The sequence below is a fragment of the Gelidibacter sp. genome, from assembly GCF_035577925.1.
In the GTDB taxonomy this organism is placed as follows: Bacteria; Bacteroidota; Bacteroidia; order Flavobacteriales; family Flavobacteriaceae; genus Gelidibacter.
The window spans coordinates 36,199-55,515 of record NZ_DATJCY010000077.1 but is presented as its reverse complement, the minus strand read 5'-3'; the positions used below and the strand labels follow the sequence as shown (position 1 = coordinate 55,515).

Here is a 19,317-nt window from a genome sequence, read left to right as displayed (position 1 = left end):
AATCAAAGGAATTTATCGGGACTGAAAACGTTCGATATCGATTTCAGATTCCAAAGGTAAATTATGCTCTAAATGGTCATATAATTGTTTGGCGACATAAGGCCCGATCATCACACCACGCGTTCCCAATCCATTTAAGATAACTACGTTTTTGTAATCTGTATGTGACCCAACAATAGGTCGTCTATCTTTAACGGTTGGACGAATACCCGCCACTTGGTGGACCACCTCATAATCACAGCTGATAAGTTCGTTTAACTTGGTTAGCAATTCATCTTTTGCAGCTTCAGTTGCCTCATTGGTTTTATCTTCCCAATTATAAGTGGCACCCACCGAATAAAGATCATCGCCTTCTGGAACCACAAATACCGAAGATTTTAATATAAAATCAATTTTTAAATCGGGAGCTTTTATAGTTAGAACTTCTCCTTTGGCAACATTCAATGGTAGATTTTTAAAATATGGATTTTTGACCATGCCAAATCCTTCGGCAAAAACAATGACTCTGCTACGAATATTTTTGTACATGATGACATTGTCCTGAATATTCAAAACAGAATAATCAAACGATTCATTTTGATAAGAATCGATACTCTTTAAATAAAGTATATAGTGTTTTAACAAAGCAGACGTATCCAACCGACCGGTTTCCAGAACCTTTCCAAAACCAAAAGATGCATTAACAAATGGATTGTCATTTTTTACAATTTTCGGAAACAGGTATGCTTCTAAAGTTGGTTTATCAGAAGCATTAAACCATTCGTTTTGTTCTTCAATAGATGCAAATTTTCTATAAAGCGGCAATTCATAATCGAGTTTAACACCTAACAAGGTTTCAAGTTCTGCATAAAACAGCTTGGCCATTTTCAATTGTTCTTTGGCTTTCCAAACGCCAGTAAAGCGTTTTAATATAACCGGATTATACAAACCTGCAGCAACGACCGACGATTGCTGAGAATCGTCGTTAAAGACTACAAACGATTTATTATGTGCTCTTAGTTGTTCACAAAAAGACACACCTGCCAGTCCACAACCTACAATGATATAATCAACTTCTTCCATAATCGCAAAAATACAATTCTAAGTTCAATCCTCTATTTAGAATTTATTTTAAACCAAAAAACGCCCACTTTTGAGCGGGCGTTTCTAATTAATTTTAATGAGGAGCAATTAATATGCCCACATATCTTGTTCAAAATCACGAATCTTTTCTTTAATTCGGTCAGATTCCATGAGCTGCATCAAGGCGTTTTCAGCAATGTACTCGCTCACTTCTCGGTCACCATACACGTTTTCTTCCTTATACATATAACCGTTGAATCGTCGAGAATTCAACAAATGGTCAAATGAGAAAGGCATCGCGCTATTTTGGTTATTGAACGCTTTGGCTTCGTGCAACACATTTCTAACTTCTGGATAAAACACCCAGAACAAAGCGATAGGCTCTTTATTGGCTTCATTGTCTGAGTCAATAAAGTTAACATCCGGTGCCGCTGGTGCAATTCCTAAAAGTCTGTATTTCAATTCGCCTTGACGTTTGTCAAAATACCACAATCCTTTAATAAGGTAGGCACTGATGTCATACGCTTGAATATCTCTTTTTACGATATATTCCGGCGATACAAAGCCTTCAGAGTTATATTGTTGGTATCCAATATCTAAAGTATCAACTTTTGACATGGTAGCTTGGATATCTCCCAATTGACGTTTAACGGTAAAGTAAGAGTCGTCATAAACATTTTGAATTTTCCCTTCTCTTACGTTTTTCCATAATACGTCAAATAAAGAGCGTCTTTCCGGGCCAATATTATTGGTGTCAATTGGGTAATATAAAGGGAAGTTGACACGTTCGTCAAGAACCACTTTTTCCCAGGTCATTTTTGAAAACATGATATCCCTATCATCAACATAACCGTATTCAAGCGGTCTGTCGTTATCCAGAGCCTTTTGGGCATCAGATTTTACACCAATTTCATCGGGTGTTTTTGCATTGAGCAAGTTTGCTTGTCCAAATGAACTCACGGCAAAGCCAATACTTAAAACGGTTAATAAACAATATTTTAATTTCATATTTTTAATTATTATTTGGGACATTACCTACATTGTTATGTTCAACGTTACAACGCTACCAATAGTATATTAGTTTGATATTTCAATAAACACTGGCGACGCTGGAAGCAATTTAATACTACTATTTCCTTTGATTTCTGATTTGATATCGAAAATTTGTACAGACTCTCCACGAGGTGCTTTACGTAAAGCGTTTTTCGCTTGGTCACTCATCCGGTTGCCATTAACACTTACTGTTGGTTGTCCAGGAACTTTAATTTTGAATGATGTTACATTAATATCTAAATCAAAATCAAAATCAAATAATTTAGCAGCGACTGTTGCAATTTCAACATTGTTTTTAGGTAAACTTACGTTATCAGCTTGCCCTGCAATGGTACCAGCTGGTTTAGGGATATCCTTGATTCTAAAGGTCGATTTGTCGCTCACTGAACTTCCATCAGGCAGTTTTCCCACAACATTAATCGTCACTTCTTTACCAGCCCCCGGTCTCATAACATACTTACCAGTGCCTGATCCTTTTGACAATCCAGGAGCAGTAGCATTTACATTATTATCTGAAACACCTGCAAACGAAATAGTCATTGGGTTATCAACACCACGGTAAACCACATTCATCTTATCTGCTGAAATTGTTGCTGAGTTTGGTTTAGGAACTACGGCATATTTGCTTACAATAGGAATATCAACAATTTCGTCGCCTTCCTTAAACTGTAAAGTACCTTTAATGTCACGCTCACCCACTGCACCTGCAGGGAAATCTAGCACAACTTGGCCGCCTTCAATATTCTCTAATTTGTTTCCGTTGATCACAACGTTTTCAAAATTAAGTGTATTGTCAAAACGTCCTAAAACTACTTTTCCTTTGAAGTTTTCACCACTAAAGAATGCTGTTTTTTCAGGAATTACAATTGCCGAGTAATTTCTCATGGATAATTGTTTAACCTGCTCACCGGCTAACATCGAAGACAATACTTCAGACTCAATCGTTTTAACATCGGCTTGCATCTGTGTAAGCTTCGTTAATGAAGCTACCATTGGGAAACCTGCAAAATGATAGTTTAACCATCCTTTGGTGATACCTTCAGATGTTTTGACATCATCAGTCGCAAATTTCTTCATGATATCGGCTTGGATATCTTTATTCTCTTCACCTAATACTTGGATAACGCCTTCTCTATAAGCTTTGATTTGATTCAAAAACTCCTGGCCATCTTTACTCATATTATCAGCGCTGAACCATTTCTGATCCAAGTGATCTGTTCTATCCATTTCCTCATAATTTGATGGATCTTTAACAGTTTTCAACATTTCTGTTTTAACACCTTCTATATAGTTATTAAATGTTGATGAAAGTTGATCAATCTGATCGGCCTTTGCTTTTATAGGCTGATATTTTGCCGGTTGTTCAGCAACTTTATCTGCCAATCCTTGCATAAATGCATTGTTACGAACCGTAGCCGATGCGTTAGAATCACTGATTCTTTCGTTCATTAACCCAAATGCCGAGAGCACTTCTTTTGACATATTAAGTGCCATCATTGCGATGAACACCAAATACATAAGGTTAATCATTTTCTGTCTCGGGGACTGTTTTCCTCCTGCCATTTCTAATTAGTTTTAATTGTTGGTTTATATGACTACTAATTAGTTTCTGTTCATCGCAGAAAGCATTCCTCCATAAACACCATTTAATGATGATAAGTTAGACGCTAAAGATTGCATTTGATCTTTAAGTTTTGCTGCATTTTCAACAGCTTCCTCATTGATTGCCGCTTGACGGGTTGCAGATTCCATTTGAACTTTATACAAACTGTTCAATGATTCCATTTGTGCAGCCGCCAATGACATTTCTTCACTGTATTTTCTGGTTGCAGCCATTGAATCTACCGTAGGGCTAATGCCTTTGGCAGCACCTTCAAAGTTTTTAATGCTATTGCCCAGGCTGGCCATAAGCTCACCATCAATTTTGGCATCTTTAAGTAACTCGTCTAATTTTTTAGACAAAAGACCTTCTGCGTCCTTAGGCTCTAATGCTGCTACTTTCTTATTGTTATTGGCTGGACCTCCCGCTAATTCAGGATATACCAATGACCAATCTAAATCATCTTCAATGGGTTCAAATGCGGATACTGCGAATACTATCGATTCTACAACTAAACCGATAATTAACATTTCGTTACCGAAAGGCCAGTGCATCAATTTAAATAATGCTCCTAGGATTACTACAGCGGCGCCTAGACCATAGGTCATTACCATAATTCTTTTTCTTACTCGTGATTGTGCCATAATTTCTGTTTTTTAGTTAAGTTAAAAATTCTTTAAGTAGATTAAATATTTAGTTTTGGTTAATAAAATACTAGTTTTTATTTGTAGCTGCATTAGCTGTGATATCAGTTCCCATATAATCTTGTACGGTTCTGAAGCCAATATAGCTACGTGAAGAGTCGGCATATTCATAGTCTCTTGAACTTACCTGTAGGAAATAAGCAACATCTTTCCATGAACCACCTCTTACCACTTTACGTTGGTTATCAGGATCATTCACGTTAGGATTGATGGTTGACATATATTCATAAGATGCCGGGTCATATGATCCTTGTACCCATTCGGATACGTTACCCGCCATGTTGTATAGGTTAAAATCATTAGGCTCATATGATTTTGCTTCAACAGTATAGAGTGCCATATCTGCTGCATAATCGCCACGCAATGGTTTAAAGTTTGCCAAGAAACAACCTCTATCGTCTTTAGCATAAGGTCCTCCCCATGGGAATGTTGCACCTTGTAAACCACCTCTGGCCGCATATTCCCACTCCGCCTCTGAAGGCAATCTGAATGAGTTTACATTTCGTGCACCTTTACTTTTTTGATAGGCATTTTTATATAAAGTCCTCCAGTTACAAAATGCATTGGCCTGTTTCCAAGACACTCCTACAACTGGATAGGCGCCATAAGCTTCGTGCCAAAAATAATCATTGTGCATTGGCTCATTATAGGAATACGCGAAATCTCTAATCCACACGGTTGTATCCGGATAAATTTGAATTTCTTGAGTCATCAAAGCATCTTTACGCTTTAAGTTTCTGTTTTTGGCCGCTTTTTGGATATCCATTTCAGTATATTTATACTTAAATTTTGTAACGTCCCAGGTACGTTGTCCGTTATACGATTCTTCCAATGACAAATACATGGTATCCATTACCTCAGCATAATACTCATCCGGATACTTACTAGTATCAAAAATGAGCTTCACCTTTTTGTTTAAAGGTCGACCCTCAAAGCCGGTTGGTCCTAAACCACTATAATTATCGTACATGTACTTTTCATAGACAGTCATTTTTTCAGGATCTGCATCTCTAAACGCAAATTCTCCAATGCCACCATTTCCGGGCGTTTCACCAATCTCATCGGCCATAATAGCCAATTTTGTTCTGATGATAGAATCTCTTACCCAGTTGACAAACTGACGGTACTCACTATTTGTGATTTCAGTTTCGTCCATGTAAAAGGCCCTAACAGTTGCAGTTTTGGTTGGCGCATCGTGGATACCAGCCAAATCATCATCCGATTTACCCATGATGAATGAACCACCTGGGACAAGTGTCATTCCGTAAGGTTTTTCTGGATGCCATTTCTTTCCTTTAACTCCAACCAGTTCTCCTCTGTCTCCAGAATTACAACTTGCCAATAGAGCTAAAACAGCGGTTAATAAAGCGAACTTCTTCATATTCATAAAAACTCGAGGTTAAATTATTTAGTAGTAAAATTTGAGTTACTAATTTTTGAGGGAGTAAACATATCTATATATTTTTTAAAAAACAATTTTTTTTTACTTTTTTTTGCATTTCATCCTAAAAAGAGGGCGTTTCATCGATGAAAAACCGTTTACACTAGCAACTAGAAGCTGTTTTTCCTATAGGCTTTATACCATCTTTCTGGTATTTTTCCTTGCATAGCTTCGGTGTAATCTTCATGCATACATGGTAATAACGTATGCTGTTTCAATTTATTATTAACCTCTGGCAAAAACGGAATTTCAATCCACCAGCGGCCTGTTTTTATGCTTTTATAGAATATTAGCTCATCATCTTCAATCAAAACATTGAATTTCTGATAGTTATGCTCGTCTTTTAAAGGATCTTCCTTAACCCTACAATTAACACCTTCAATAAAGTACCATAACATTTGTGCCACAAGCATTGAGGTGATTTGGTCGTCTTTTGAACGCTGATACTCATACACACCAAATGAGGACACTTTATTACTTATTCCAGCATATCTAGCAATGGCACAAATTTCTTTTCCGTCCAATCCGTTCGGCGAATATTTTTGTTTTGAAGACACTTCAGAGGCTTTGACCGCCTTTAAATCGATACTCACAATATGGGCATCTCGCATGACCGGTTCGACAAGATTGATAGATTTTGAAATTTCGCCCAATCGATAGGCTTCAAAATGAAGCTTCTCCATAAGATCTATTTCTTCTTGCGAATTAAAATATGTTTGATAACCAATGGTCGAATAATTAAACAAGTTATAAGGTTGCTCTAATATGATCTTTCCCAAATAACTATTGTTTTTAATAGGCAAAGTAGAATCACCCAAATCAAAATTACTGTCCACACTTACAATATTGACCATTGGCAAAATACCATCGTAGGCCCTATAATTAGGGTAGGTCAAATCTTGACTTCCTCCAAGAATGATAGGGATAATTTGGTTTTCGAGTAATACTGCAACCGTTGTCTTTAGTGCAAAATAGGAATCTTCAACGCTATCGCCCTTAAGGATGTCCCCCAAATCGGCAACCCGAGTGTGCCAATTGCCAGGAAACAAACTATAAAGCACATTTCTAATAGTATCCAATTGAATATCTTCTCCAGAATAATTAACATCATTTCTGTTTTCTAAAACACCAATAATGGCAATCTGTACATCGTTAAGGTCGGGAAGACCATCTTGAACAGTATGAATCTTCAATTTATTCCCAAACGCTTGTGATGACAAAAGCTCAATGCTAGACAAGACCTTATCAGAAACCGGCGACAAAAAATTAAACGTCATAACTTATTTCTTAGTGGATGTTGCTTTCTTTGCTGTTTTAGCGGGTGCTTTCTTTTTAGCTACTTTCTTTTTTGGAGTTTTTTCTTCAATCATGACTATAGCATTTTCCAAGGTTAATTTTGAAACATCAAAGGTTTTAGGAAGCTCAATTTTCAACTTACCTTTTATGAGATTATGCCTTCCCCAACGCGCTTTTTCCACACGAATGCCTTCTTCTTCCCAATTATGGACTACCTTATCAATTTCTTTTTGGATTTTGTCTTCAATCAATTCAACAATATCCGAATCGGATAAATTATCCCAATCATATTTTTTATTGACATTGATGAACATCTCGTTCCATTTAATGAAGGGACCAAACCGACCTTTTCCTTTTTGAACCGGCAAATCTTTATACATATATATAGGAGCGTCTGCTTTTTCCTTTTCCTTGATTAGCTCAATGGCTAGATCAAGTTCAACACTCAGAGCCTCCATGCCTTTAGGAAGCGACACAAATTTATCGCCATACTTTACATAAGGACCAAAACGCCCATTATTCACCTCAACGGTTTCATCATTATAAGTACCCAATGTTTTAGGCAGTTGAAAAAGATCCATCGCTTCTTCATAAGTAATGGTGGCTAATTGCTGATCTGGAGATAAACTGGCAAACAAAGGTTTTTCTTCTTCGTCAACAGTTCCGATTTGCACCATAGGACCAAACCTTCCCAAACGCACACTAACTTGCCGTCCTGTTTTTGGATCTTTCCCTAAAATACGCTCACCCGATTCGCGGTCTGCATTTTCTTGAACATCTTTAACCTGTGGATGAAAATCTTTGTAAAAATCTTTCATCAATTTGGTCCAGTCTTCGTTGCCTTCGGCAATTTCGTCAAAATCGGCTTCCATCTTTGCCGTAAAATTATAATCCAAAATGGTCTCAAAATGGTTGACCAAAAAATCAGTCACAATGGTTCCAACATCAGTTGGCACCAGTTTTCCTTTATCGGATCCCACTTTTTCAGTAAGAATTTGATCTTTTAACTTTCCTCCTTTTAAGGTCAGTTGCGTATAATCTCGATCTACACCTTCGATGGTTCCTTTTTCAACATAATTTCTATTTTGAATTGTCGAAATTGTTGGCGCATAAGTAGATGGACGACCAATACCTAATTCCTCCAACTGTTTTACCAAGGATGCTTCGGTATATCTATAAGGTGGCCGCGTGTAACGCTGCGTTGCTGTAATATAAGAATTGACCAACGTTTCGTTAATTTTCATTGCTGGTAACATGCCATCTTGCTCTGAATCTTCGTCGTCGGTTCCTTCCAGATAGACTTTTAAGAATCCATCAAAAGTAATCACCTCACCATTGGCCGTAAACAATTCATTATGAGTATTAGCACTAATTTTCACATTGGTACGCTCCAATTCAGCTTCACTCATTTGTGATGCGATGGCACGTTTCCAGATCAAATCATATAACCGTGCCTGATCTCTATCAATGTCAACGGAGTGCACTGAAAAATCAGTTGGTCTAATGGCCTCGTGCGCTTCTTGCGCACCTTTTGTTTTACTGGTATAATTACGAGGTTTACTATACTTTGCGCCGTAAGCGTCTTTAATTTTTTCTTCAGCGCCTTTACGTGCTTCGTCAGATAAGTTAACGCTATCCGTTCTCATATAAGTAATCAAACCCGCTTCATATAAGCGTTGCGCCATGGTCATGGTTTTTGAAACCGAAAAATAAAGCTTACGCGATGCTTCTTGTTGTAAAGTAGATGTGGTAAATGGAGCAGCTGGCGATTTTTTAGCAGGTTTTTTATCTAATTCTGCAACTTTAAAAGCAGCAGCAGCATTAGATTCCAGAAACTGATATGCCTCTTCTTTGGTGGCGAAGTTCTTTGGCAGTTTTGCCTTAAAACTCTGACCGTTTTCATTCTTAAATTCGGCGTCAATTCTATAAGATGCTACCGGCACAAATTCTTGAATTTCGCGTTCACGCTCAACGATTAACCGCACCGCCACCGATTGTACACGGCCTGCTGATAATCCGCCCTTTACCTTGCGCCACAACACCGGCGACAATTCATAACCCACAATCCTATCCAGCACACGTCGTGCTTGTTGGGCATCCACCAAATGGTAATCAATATCTCGTGGATTTTCAATTGCTTTTTGAATTGCCGTTTTTGTAATTTCGTGAAAAACAATGCGTTTAGTTTTTGACTTGTCCAATTTTAAAACTTCGGCCAAATGCCAAGCAATAGCCTCACCCTCCCGGTCCTCATCACTGGCCAGCCAAACGGTATCGACATCTTTTGCCAAATCTTTTAGTTTTTTGACAATTGCTTTTTTATCTTTGGAAACTTCATATTTTGGTTTAAAATCTCCATCAACATTTACGCCCAATTCATTAGAAGGCAAATCGGCAATGTGCCCAAAACTGGACTCTACTCTATACTCTTTTCCTAAAAATTTTTCAATTGTTTTAGCCTTTGCAGGAGACTCGACAATAACTAAGTTTTTCGCCATATTACATTTTTTGTTGGTACAAATGTATATGAAAAAATAGTATTCAGCCTAATTTAAATTTTTTAAACCTATTTATATGCCTTTAAACGATGATTCAATAACCACAAAAAAAGCCTGAAAATTCAGGCTTTTACAAAAAAATATTTTTGAATATACAATTACTAAAGCTTAGTAAATACTTTTATTTTGGTTGATTTAGAAAACTGTGTCTTTACCTATTTGATCCAACTCACTCACATCATCAAACCCAATAGTTTCCTTATATATAAAATAGATGGGATGGTATAAAAATGGCGCCAAAAACAAACTTCCAAGACCACAACTCACAAAAGACAATACCGTAATAGCCATATAGCTAATCAGAAACAAACCAAAAGTCAAAAGCCATTTTTTGTTTCCGATCCTGAAACTGTTTCCAACAACATCACCAACAGTCCATTCCGGATTAAAAGAAAAAACAATCAAAAAGAATGACATGGGCACAAAGACATAAATAAATGGAAGGTAAAAAAACAAAACTGCCGGTATCGCAATTAAAATGGAAGCTAGCATCAATACTAAAATCTTACCGACATATTGCTTTTTCAAAAAGTAAAACAAATCTGAAGTTTTTACTTCACCACCCTGATCCAGTGTTTTCAATATTCTGAAAAATGCTGAAGTGAGCGCTACCTGAACAACTCCTATAATAAAGATGCCAATAAAAAGCACAATTAAATAAAGCACAGAAAAACCTTCAAATAAACCATTCATGTCATCGGGGTCAAAATTTCCAGATTCGGCCTGTGAAACCGCCAACATAATGATCGGTACATATAGTACAATAAAAAAAGGAAGAACCAAAATCATGACAAACAACTGAAGTAAAAAACCCTGTAGCCAGCTTTTTTTAAATAGTTCTATAGATTGGCTAATAATGGTTCCAAAATCCAAATCTTTTGCATTTGAAACTTTTAATTGAAATTCTGATGGGGTCATTGTGTAATTATTTTATAGGTAGTTTGGGCTCAAAGAAAACATAATTTTTTAACATTATCAAAACATTTTTATACACTGTCACTTTGTCACAATCATTAAAAATAATCATATCTTTGCAGCTGCCTTTTCAACAGGGCACAACAAAATAATTACAGACGATTTAGAGGTCTTATGGAAAAGATTATTATAGAAAGTAAGCAAGGCGAACATCTCATACTCGAACAAAAAAAAGAAAATCAACGTAAGCTTTTTATTGAAAGCTACGGCTGTTCCATGAATTTTAGCGATAGCGAAATCGTGGCTTCCATATTATATAAAGAAGGCTACAACACTACAGAAAAATTAGAAGATGCCGATTTGGTTTTAATCAACACTTGTTCCATTAGGGACAAAGCAGAACAGACCATCCGAAAACGATTGGAGAAATTCAATGCTGTAAAACGCAGTAATCCAAAAATGAAAGTAGGCGTTTTGGGATGTATGGCCGAACGTTTAAAAAGCAAACTTCTAGAAGAAGAAAAAATAGTAGATCTTGTTGTTGGCCCGGATGCTTACAAAGACCTCCCCAATTTATTGGCGGAAGTTGACGAAGGTCGAGATGCTATTAACGTCATTTTAAGTAAAGATGAAACTTATGGTGATATTTCACCGGTTCGATTGAACAGCAATGGTGTTTCGGCTTTTGTATCCATTACCAGAGGCTGTGATAATATGTGCACATTTTGCGTGGTGCCGTTCACTCGTGGTCGCGAACGCAGCAGGGACCCGCAAAGTATTTTAGAAGAAGTCCATGATCTTTGGAACAAAGGTTTTAAAGAAATCACGTTGTTAGGCCAGAATGTGGACAGCTATTTATGGTATGGCGGCGGATTGAAAAAAGACTTTGAAAAAGCGAGCGATATCCAAAAAGCAACAGCTATTAATTTTTCTAACTTGTTGGATTTATGTGCAAAAGCCTATCCAAAAATGCGCATTCGGTTTTCAACTTCCAATCCGCAAGATTTAACTTTGGACGTGATCGAAACCATGGCAAAACATAAAAACATATGTAAACATATCCACCTACCCGTGCAAAGCGGCAGCAATCGTATTCTCAAAGAAATGAACCGATTGCATACTAGGGAAGAATATTTTGAATTGATAGACAACATCAGACGTATAATCCCTGAGTGCGCCATTTCACAAGATATGATAGCAGGATTCCCGACAGAAACTGAAGCCGACCATCAAGATACCTTAAGCTTAATGGACTATGTAAAATATAACTTTGGCTATATGTTTACCTACTCCGAGCGTCCGGGCACTTTGGCCGAGCGCAAACTGGAAGATGACGTTCCTGAAGAAGTAAAGAAAAGACGCTTGGATGATATTGTCCAATTGCAAAGAGAACATAGCGAAATCAGAACAAAAGCCTATTTGAATACCACGGTTGAAGTTTTGATTGAACGCGAATCAAAAAAATCAGATCAAGAGTGGTCAGGAAGAACATCGCAAAACATTGTAGCGGTTTTTCCTAAAGAACATTACAAGGTTGGTGATTTGGTAAATGTTGACGTAAAAGATTGCACCAGTGCTACTTTAATTGGCATTGCTGTTGGCTACGCCGACCAATAATAAAACCAACTTATCGGTATTATTTCATCACAAATCCCAAAATTCATCCTTGATTTATAACTTTAAATATTAAAATGGAATCAATTCAAGTCATAAAACAACGTTTCGGAATTATTGGAAATGACCCAAAACTCAATCGCGCGATTGAAAAAGCGATTCAAGTTGCCCCAACGGATATTTCGGTTTTGGTGACCGGAGAAAGTGGTGTGGGTAAAGAAAGTATTCCAAAAATCATACATCAATTATCACATCGCAAACATGGCAAATACATTGCAGTTAACTGCGGTGCCATACCAGAAGGAACAATTGACAGTGAACTTTTTGGTCACGAAAAAGGCGCATTTACGGGCGCGACAAATACACGCGAAGGCTATTTTGAAGTGGCCGATGGTGGTACTATTTTTTTAGATGAAGTTGGTGAACTTCCATTAACCACTCAAGTTCGTTTATTGCGTGTTTTGGAAAATGGCGAATTCATAAAAGTAGGTTCCAGTAAAGTCCAAAAAACCAATGTCAGAATTGTAGCGGCCACAAACGTAAATATGTTTGAAGCCATTAAAAAAGAAAAGTTCAGGGAAGATCTTTATTACAGATTGAGCACTATTGAAATCCATTTGCCTCCGTTAAGAGAACGCAAAGAGGATATCCATTTGTTATTCCGAAAGTTTGCGAGTGATTTTGCTCTAAAATATAAAATGCCAACCATTAAGTTAACTGATGAAGCCGTTGATGTACTTTTAAAAAACAGATGGAATGGCAACATCAGGCAATTGCGCAATGCTGCCGAGCAAATATCTGTCTTAGAACAAACCAGAACCATAAATGCAGCAACCTTAAATAGCTATTTGCCAAGTCAAGGTGATAATTTGCCTGCTGTAATTAAAAATTCAAAAAGTGACAGCGATTTTAGCAGTGAGCGCGAAATTCTTTACAAAGTGCTTTTCGATATGAAAAACGATCTTAACGACCTAAAGAAACTGACCATGGAACTCATGAAAAGCGGAAACGTTAATGAAGTACAAAAGAAAAATGAAAGCCTGATCCAAAAAATTTACGGCAGTGACGAAGCTGAAGATTATGATGATGGCGCCATCGAAGATTTTGAAGTATTGTCAATTCCTGAGAAAACAAATTCAGTTTCCGAAATTCATGAAGATCGCAATGACAAATACCATTTTGCGGAAGAAGTTGAAGAAGAAGAAACCTTATCTTTACATGACAAAGAACTGGAATTGATAAAAAAATCATTAGAACGCCATCAAGGAAAACGCAAATTAGCCGCCGCCGAACTTGGCATTAGTGAGCGTACATTATATAGAAAAATCAAACAATTCGATTTATAAGCTATCAGTTATCAAAACACTAAAAGTGAAAAAACTTAAATCATTAGCCCTTATTATTGGTCTTACCATATTTACAGGATGTGGGTATTATTCTTTTACAGGAATTTCTTTACCAGCTGGCACCAGAACATATCAAGTTAACTATTTTCAAAATGATGCCCCATTAATTGAACCCGGCATTGAGCGTACTTTTACAAATATGCTTGCAGATATGATCCAAAACCAAACCAGCTTGCAGTTGGTAACCTCTGGAGGAGACATCACTTATGAAGGAGAAATAACTGAATACCGCATTTCACCAACAACGGCAACGGCCGATAATACTGCTGCTCAAAACCGCTTGACCATTGGTGTACGCTTGCGCTATTATGACAAAAATAACCCCGACGAAGACCTAAATCAACAATTTTCATTCTTTTATGATTATCCAGGAACTGCGCAATTAACTGGTGGCCAGAAAGAAACTGCAATCAACGAAATTTTTGAACGCATAACACAAGATATTTTAAACGCCACATTGGGCAAATGGTAGTTGATACAGTGAACAAACAAGAATTTACATACCTGCTTAGCCATCCCGAGCAATTGTCATCGGACCAAACCTCCACGATTGGTGACATTGTTGCAGAGTACCCCTATTTTCAACCAGCAAGAGCACTTTATTTAAAAGGTTTAAAAGCAATAGCTAGTTTTAAATACAATCAAGAACTTAGAGTTACCGCTGCTTACACAACCGATAGAAGTATTCTATTTGATTTTATAACTTCCGAAGCATTTAATCAAAACGAAGTTTCGAGACTCATCAAGCAAAATACAGAATTACTAAAAAACATTGAAGTTAAAGATGCCAATGATATTTCATTGGACAAAAATGTGTTGATAGAAGTAGTTAGTGATCAACATATCCAAGATAGTGAAGGCATATTTGATCCAGATTTATTTGAAAAAAAACCATCTGAACCAACTGACATCAATCAAGAACAGAGTATTATTGATATTGATTTCAAAAACATCCAGCCATCGCCCGAAGAACAATTGGGCATTGGCAAACCTTTGGAATTTGACAAAAACGAATCACGCTCGTTTTCAGAATGGTTAACAATTACGAGTTTCAAACCTATTCGTCGAACGGATGATGAAACTATTAGTACTTTGCCACCTCAGACAGAGGAGATAATTAAAGAATCAAAAATAGAGTCACCACTTGAAAAAAAGTTCGATTTGATTGATAAGTTCATACAATCAAACCCAAAAATACAGCCGGTTAAAAACTATACGCCTACCATTAATATGGACAAACCGAAATTGGTCCAAAATGATAGTTTAATGACCGAGACATTAGCGAGAATCTATTTAGAGCAAAAAAATTATGACAAAGCAATTCAATCTTATAAAATATTAATTTTGAAATATCCAGAAAAAAGTAGTTTCTTTGCAGACCAAATTAAAGCGGTAAAACAATTACAAGAAAATAATACCAAATAGCACATGAGTACGTTTACAATATTTCTAGTCCTTATCATCATTGTTTCATTTTTATTGGTGGTAGTCGTCATGGTTCAAAACCCAAAAGGTGGAGGTTTATCTTCTTCATTTGGAGGCGGCGGAACCCAACAATTGGGTGGTGTTAAGAAAACAACCGACTTTTTAGATAAGAGTACTTGGGTTCTAGCAACAATATTATTGGTATTGATATTGGTATCAAACATTGCTATTGACGGTGCAACTGGTACTTCAGAATCAAAAGCATTGGATCCTGGTGCAACAAGCACTATGCCTGCACCCGTTAAACCAGTTACGACCGAGCCGGTAACACCTGCTGAAACTCCAAACGAATAATAAGGAATAATAGATCTAAAAAATATCAAAAGTGCCAACAATTTTGTTGGCACTTTTTTATTACTGAAACTTTGTCAGTTCAGTGCTCATGGCACATTTTTCGCAATCTTGTATCCGAATAAATTAAAATAATTAACCTATCACGCATTGCGTGAATTAAACAAACAATACAACTATGGGATTAAACATTAAGCCATTGGCAGACAGAGTTCTTATTGAACCTGTAGAGGCAGAAACAAAAACAGCATCAGGAATTATCATTCCAGACAACGCTAAGGAAAAACCTCAAAAAGGAAAAATTGTTGCCGTTGGTGCAGGTACCAAAAAAAATCCAATGACCGTAAAAGTTGGTGAAACTGTTCTTTACGGAAAATATGCCGGAACAGAACTAAAACTTCAAGGCAAAGACTACCTCATCATGCGCGAAAGCGACATCTTGGCAATCGTCTAGAAATAAAATTATTTCCTCAATCTAGATAACTATAACTATCTGGAGAAAATTTCAAAAACAAACAATAAACAAATTCAAAGATTCCCAAATAAATGGGAATGACAACATAAAATTTTTCAAATTATGGCAAAAGATATAAAATTTGATATTGACGCACGCGACGGATTAAGACGCGGTGTAGATGCATTGGCCAATGCAGTTAAAGTAACTTTAGGTCCAAAAGGACGTAATGTCATTATTGGTAAATCGTTTGGTGCACCTCAAGTAACCAAAGATGGTGTGAGCGTTGCAAAAGAAATAGAATTAGAAGACGCTCTCGAAAATATGGGAGCGCAAATGGTTAAGGAAGTAGCTTCAAAAACCAATGATTTGGCTGGAGATGGTACAACCACAGCTACCGTTTTGGCACAAGCCATTGTTAAGGAAGGCCTTAAAAACGTAGCTGCTGGAGCTAATCCAATGGATTTGAAACGTGGTATTGACAAAGCAGTTGCTGCTATCGTTGCCGATCTGGAAAAACAAACTAAAAAAGTTGGCAATTCTTCAGAAATGATTAAGCAAGTGGCTTCTATTTCTGCTAATAACGACGATACTATTGGCGAATTAGTAGCTACAGCTTTTACTAAAGTTGGCAAAGAGGGCGTTATCACCGTTGAGGAAGCCAAAGGATTGGACACCTATGTTGATGTCGTTGAAGGCATGCAGTTTGACCGTGGCTACTTATCACCTTACTTTGTTACGGATGCTGATAAAATGATCGCCGATTTAGAAAATCCGTATATCTTATTATTTGACAAAAAGATTTCAAATCTTCAAGAAATCCTTCCAATCTTAGAACCGGTTGCACAATCTGGTCGTCCATTATTGATTATTGCCGAAGATGTAGAAGGCCAAGCTTTAGCTACTCTTGTAGTAAACAAACTACGTGGTGGCTTAAAAATTGCAGCGGTTAAAGCTCCAGGTTTTGGGGACCGTCGTAAAGCGATGTTAGAAGATATTGCCATCTTAACCGGTGGTGTTGTGATTTCAGAAGAAAGAGGTTTTTCATTGGAAAACGCAGATCTAACTATGTTAGGAACTGCCGAAACCATTACTATTGACAAAGACAATACAACTATTGTTAATGGCTCAGGAAAAGCTGAAGATATCAAAGCTAGAGTTAACCAAATTAAAGCGCAAATTGAAACAACAACCTCTGATTATGACAAAGAAAAGCTTCAAGAGCGTTTGGCAAAATTAGCTGGAGGTGTTGCCGTACTTTATGTAGGTGCTGCAAGTGAAGTTGAAATGAAAGAGAAAAAAGACCGTGTTGATGATGCATTGCATGCCACAAGAGCAGCTGTTGAAGAAGGTATTGTTGCTGGTGGAGGTGTTGCGCTTGTAAGAGCAAAAGCAGTATTAGCAACATTAACTACCGAAAATTTAGATGAAACTACAGGTGTTCAAATTGTAGCACGTGCTGTTGAAGCTCCTTTACGTACTATTGTTGAAAACGCTGGTGGCGAAGGTAGTGTAGTTGTTGCTAAAGTTATGGAAGGCAAAAAAGATTTCGGTTTTGATGCTAAAACAGAAACTTACGTTGACATGTTGAAAGCTGGAATTATCGATCCTAAGAAAGTAACGCGTATTGCATTGGAAAATGCAGCATCAGTTGCAGGAATGATCTTAACAACAGAATGTGCTTTGGTTGAGATCAAAGAAGAAGCATCTGCAATGCCAATGGGCGGCGGTATGCCAGGAATGATGTAAAAATCAACTAAAAGCCCTTAAAAGGAAACTTTTAAAATTAGTAAAACGCCTCAACAAAAATTGAGGCGTTTTTCATTTCATGAAAATTATACCTTTTTATTGTAGATTGTACTAAATTTATTTAATTGAAAAAATCAAAACTTCGATTCAGAAATAAACCTAAAAACATTTAAATATCATGAAACAATTAGTACTTATCGCATTCGTTATTTTAGCTTTTACAACGGTAGCAACTTCCCAAAGTAAACCTGCTTACCAACTTTTTAAAAACAATGGAAAAGTCGCAGATTATGAAAAGATGATCAAGGATTTGGCCGACAGCGACATGGTGTTTTTTGGTGAATATCATAATAATCCTATTTCGCATTGGCTTCAATTGGAAATGAGCAAAAGTTTTTTTGATATTAAAGGAGAAAAACTGTTTTTTGGTGCTGAAATGTTTGAAAACGGTAACCAATTGGTTTTGGACGAATATCTGAACGACTTTTATCCTGAAGATAAAATGCTTCCTGAAATCACGCAATTATGGAGCAATTACAAAACCGATTACAAACCGTTGCTCAATTTTGCCAAAGACCACAACTTACGTTTTATTGCTACTAATATTCCCCGACGCTATGCTTCAATGTTGTATAAAAAAGGAATGGATGCTTTAAAAGAATTAAGTCCGGAAGCCCTTGCCATGATTGGACCAGATTTAGAAGCCCTATTCGACCCAACTGTTAAAGCTTATGCTGAAATGGCCGATAAAATGGGTGGCCACATTCCTGATAATATGTTAAACATCCAACTTTCACAGGCTTCAAAAGATGCTACCATGGCGCATTTTTCTCTTAAAAATTTTAATCCTGGAGATTTTCTATTTCATTTTGAAGGCTCTTACCACTCTAACTACAACCAAGGCATTATTTGGTGGATTAACAAAATACAACCTGGATTGAAAATCAAATCCATTACTACACTTATGCAATCGGAATGGGATGAGATGAGTAAAGAAGACAAATCCGAGATAGCTAACTACATTATTGTAGTGGCGGACAGCATGACGATGACAAAAGGATAATTTAAAAAATCTTACAAAAAATAAAAGCCGGACACCAAAACTATCCGGCTCTTTTATAGGTTTCAACCTCTAAAAACATAAGGATGTTGTGAAAAATCAATTATTGCTTATTGTCTTTATGATCTTCTCTCACCGCATCATCTCTGTATAGACAACAGGTATGCAAACTCAAGTATGCCTCATCAGTAGCCCTAATTTCTTTGGTGTCGTGACCAGCTTGGGCTATACTTTGTTGGATGGCTTTCAAACTGGTTTTACGTTCGTCAAAAATCAATTGTAACTCATGGGTATTGACGTCCCAATTGGCAATTTTGACACCTTTGGCTTTTATGGCCGCTTTTTCAATACGCTCCTTGCACATATTGCACACGCCGTCCACTTCTATCGTAGCTTTGGCATTTTTATTCTGTGCAAAAGTTACGGTTCCAAGTAATAATGTTAATACAAAAATTAATTTTTTCATGATGCTTTGCTTTTTCATTCCTTCAAAGGAAGGAATCTGTTAGTAATTGATAGTTTTTGTTTTTTTGCCACGAATACACTAATGTATTGTAAAAAATATTAGCGTGTTTCTGGCGGGTACTATTGTGTTCTTGTTAATTAGATTTCCTCCTTCGCAGAAATTA

At 36.9% G+C, this 19,317-nt stretch carries 17 protein-coding genes; 8 read left to right on the top strand and 9 right to left on the bottom strand.

Translation table 11 applies throughout. The features are described 5' to 3' along the window. Positions 1-12: 12 nt before the first annotated feature. From VNJ50_RS02610 to VNJ50_RS02575, 8 genes are all read right to left on the bottom strand, one after another. Positions 13-1,062 carry an FAD-dependent oxidoreductase gene (locus VNJ50_RS02610; RefSeq protein ID WP_325578777.1) on the bottom strand — a complete coding sequence of 350 codons (1,050 nt, stop codon included), beginning with the start codon at positions 1,060-1,062 and terminating at the stop codon, positions 13-15. Positions 1,063-1,170: 108 nt separating this feature from the next. Then, the gene (gene gldN / locus VNJ50_RS02605; RefSeq protein WP_325578775.1) at positions 1,171-2,070 is read right to left on the bottom strand and encodes a gliding motility protein GldN; all 900 of its coding nucleotides are present in this window, start codon (positions 2,068-2,070) and stop codon (positions 1,171-1,173) included. Positions 2,071-2,139: 69 nt separating this feature from the next. Next, positions 2,140-3,678, bottom strand: a complete 1,539-nt coding sequence (gene gldM, locus VNJ50_RS02600; RefSeq protein WP_325578773.1) for a gliding motility protein GldM — start codon at positions 3,676-3,678, stop codon at positions 2,140-2,142. Positions 3,679-3,717: 39 nt separating this feature from the next. After that, a complete protein-coding gene (gene gldL / locus VNJ50_RS02595; RefSeq protein WP_325578772.1) occupies positions 3,718-4,359 on the bottom strand; it encodes a gliding motility protein GldL in 642 nt (213 codons plus the stop codon). 70 nt (positions 4,360-4,429) lie between these two features. Beyond that, the gene (gldK, locus tag VNJ50_RS02590; RefSeq protein WP_414652858.1) at positions 4,430-5,806 is read right to left on the bottom strand and encodes a gliding motility lipoprotein GldK; all 1,377 of its coding nucleotides are present in this window, start codon (positions 5,804-5,806) and stop codon (positions 4,430-4,432) included. A 164-nt stretch (positions 5,807-5,970) separates the two neighbouring features. Beyond that, positions 5,971-7,137, bottom strand: coding sequence for a formimidoylglutamase (locus VNJ50_RS02585; RefSeq protein ID WP_325578768.1), 1,167 nt, complete (start codon positions 7,135-7,137; stop codon positions 5,971-5,973). A 3-nt stretch (positions 7,138-7,140) separates the two neighbouring features. After that, entirely contained in the window at positions 7,141-9,654 is a 2,514-nt protein-coding gene (gene topA, locus VNJ50_RS02580; protein WP_325578767.1) for a type I DNA topoisomerase, read from the bottom strand. Positions 9,655-9,849: 195 nt separating this feature from the next. Beyond that, positions 9,850-10,632 (bottom strand): hypothetical protein, encoded by a 783-nt coding sequence (locus VNJ50_RS02575; RefSeq protein WP_325578765.1) that lies wholly within the window; start codon positions 10,630-10,632, stop codon positions 9,850-9,852. 171 nt (positions 10,633-10,803) lie between these two features. On the opposite strand from VNJ50_RS02575, the gene miaB reads away from it, so the two are divergent. The 8 genes from miaB to VNJ50_RS02535 all read left to right on the top strand — a co-directional run bounded on the left by miaB (position 10,804) and on the right by VNJ50_RS02535 (position 18,691). Then, on the top strand, positions 10,804-12,246 hold the full coding sequence (gene miaB / locus VNJ50_RS02570) for a tRNA (N6-isopentenyl adenosine(37)-C2)-methylthiotransferase MiaB (RefSeq protein WP_325578763.1): 1,443 nt from the start codon (positions 10,804-10,806) through the stop codon (positions 12,244-12,246). Between the two features lie 74 nt (positions 12,247-12,320). Next, positions 12,321-13,589 (top strand): sigma-54 dependent transcriptional regulator, encoded by a 1,269-nt coding sequence (locus VNJ50_RS02565; protein WP_325578761.1) that lies wholly within the window; start codon positions 12,321-12,323, stop codon positions 13,587-13,589. A 25-nt stretch (positions 13,590-13,614) separates the two neighbouring features. Continuing rightward, positions 13,615-14,121 (top strand): LptE family protein, encoded by a 507-nt coding sequence (locus VNJ50_RS02560; RefSeq protein WP_325578759.1) that lies wholly within the window; start codon positions 13,615-13,617, stop codon positions 14,119-14,121. Then, on the top strand, positions 14,115-15,074 hold the full coding sequence (locus VNJ50_RS02555; RefSeq protein ID WP_325578757.1) for a tetratricopeptide repeat protein: 960 nt from the start codon (positions 14,115-14,117) through the stop codon (positions 15,072-15,074). The genes VNJ50_RS02560 and VNJ50_RS02555 overlap by 7 nt, the downstream gene beginning before the upstream one ends. Positions 15,075-15,077: 3 nt before the next feature. Continuing rightward, positions 15,078-15,428, top strand: a complete 351-nt coding sequence (secG, locus tag VNJ50_RS02550; protein ID WP_325578755.1) for a preprotein translocase subunit SecG — start codon at positions 15,078-15,080, stop codon at positions 15,426-15,428. Positions 15,429-15,603: 175 nt separating this feature from the next. Further along, positions 15,604-15,879 (top strand): co-chaperone GroES, encoded by a 276-nt coding sequence (locus tag VNJ50_RS02545; protein WP_325578753.1) that lies wholly within the window; start codon positions 15,604-15,606, stop codon positions 15,877-15,879. Positions 15,880-16,002: 123 nt separating this feature from the next. Beyond that, positions 16,003-17,628: a chaperonin GroEL gene (gene groL, locus VNJ50_RS02540; RefSeq protein ID WP_325578751.1), complete on the top strand. Its 1,626-nt coding sequence runs from the start codon at positions 16,003-16,005 to the stop codon at positions 17,626-17,628. Positions 17,629-17,806: 178 nt separating this feature from the next. Continuing rightward, on the top strand, positions 17,807-18,691 hold the full coding sequence (locus VNJ50_RS02535; protein ID WP_325578749.1) for a ChaN family lipoprotein: 885 nt from the start codon (positions 17,807-17,809) through the stop codon (positions 18,689-18,691). A 100-nt stretch (positions 18,692-18,791) separates the two neighbouring features. On the opposite strand, the gene VNJ50_RS02530 is transcribed toward VNJ50_RS02535, so the two are convergent. Beyond that, positions 18,792-19,154: a heavy-metal-associated domain-containing protein gene (locus tag VNJ50_RS02530; protein ID WP_325578747.1), complete on the bottom strand. Its 363-nt coding sequence runs from the start codon at positions 19,152-19,154 to the stop codon at positions 18,792-18,794. Positions 19,155-19,317 lie beyond the last annotated feature (163 nt).

Bases quoted from the DNA above. Each gene is read 5' to 3' on its own strand.
- VNJ50_RS02610 (WP_325578777.1), bottom strand. From the start codon at position 1,062: ATGGAAGAAGTTGATTATATCATTGTAGGTTGTGGACTGGCAGGTGTG.
- gldN (WP_325578775.1), bottom strand. From the start codon at position 2,070: ATGAAATTAAAATATTGTTTATTAACCGTTTTAAGTATTGGCTTTGCC.
- gldM (WP_325578773.1), bottom strand. From the start codon at position 3,678: ATGGCAGGAGGAAAACAGTCCCCGAGACAGAAAATGATTAACCTTATG.
- gldL (WP_325578772.1), bottom strand. From the start codon at position 4,359: ATGGCACAATCACGAGTAAGAAAAAGAATTATGGTAATGACCTATGGT.
- gldK (WP_414652858.1), bottom strand. From the start codon at position 5,806: ATGAATATGAAGAAGTTCGCTTTATTAACCGCTGTTTTAGCTCTATTG.
- VNJ50_RS02585 (WP_325578768.1), bottom strand. From the start codon at position 7,137: ATGACGTTTAATTTTTTGTCGCCGGTTTCTGATAAGGTCTTGTCTAGC.
- topA (WP_325578767.1), bottom strand. From the start codon at position 9,654: ATGGCGAAAAACTTAGTTATTGTCGAGTCTCCTGCAAAGGCTAAAACA.
- VNJ50_RS02575 (WP_325578765.1), bottom strand. From the start codon at position 10,632: ATGACCCCATCAGAATTTCAATTAAAAGTTTCAAATGCAAAAGATTTG.
- miaB (WP_325578763.1), top strand. From the start codon at position 10,804: ATGGAAAAGATTATTATAGAAAGTAAGCAAGGCGAACATCTCATACTC.
- VNJ50_RS02565 (WP_325578761.1), top strand. From the start codon at position 12,321: ATGGAATCAATTCAAGTCATAAAACAACGTTTCGGAATTATTGGAAAT.
- VNJ50_RS02555 (WP_325578757.1), top strand. From the start codon at position 14,115: ATGGTAGTTGATACAGTGAACAAACAAGAATTTACATACCTGCTTAGC.
- secG (WP_325578755.1), top strand. From the start codon at position 15,078: ATGAGTACGTTTACAATATTTCTAGTCCTTATCATCATTGTTTCATTT.
- VNJ50_RS02545 (WP_325578753.1), top strand. From the start codon at position 15,604: ATGGGATTAAACATTAAGCCATTGGCAGACAGAGTTCTTATTGAACCT.
- groL (WP_325578751.1), top strand. From the start codon at position 16,003: ATGGCAAAAGATATAAAATTTGATATTGACGCACGCGACGGATTAAGA.
- VNJ50_RS02535 (WP_325578749.1), top strand. From the start codon at position 17,807: ATGAAACAATTAGTACTTATCGCATTCGTTATTTTAGCTTTTACAACG.
- VNJ50_RS02530 (WP_325578747.1), bottom strand. From the start codon at position 19,154: ATGAAAAAATTAATTTTTGTATTAACATTATTACTTGGAACCGTAACT.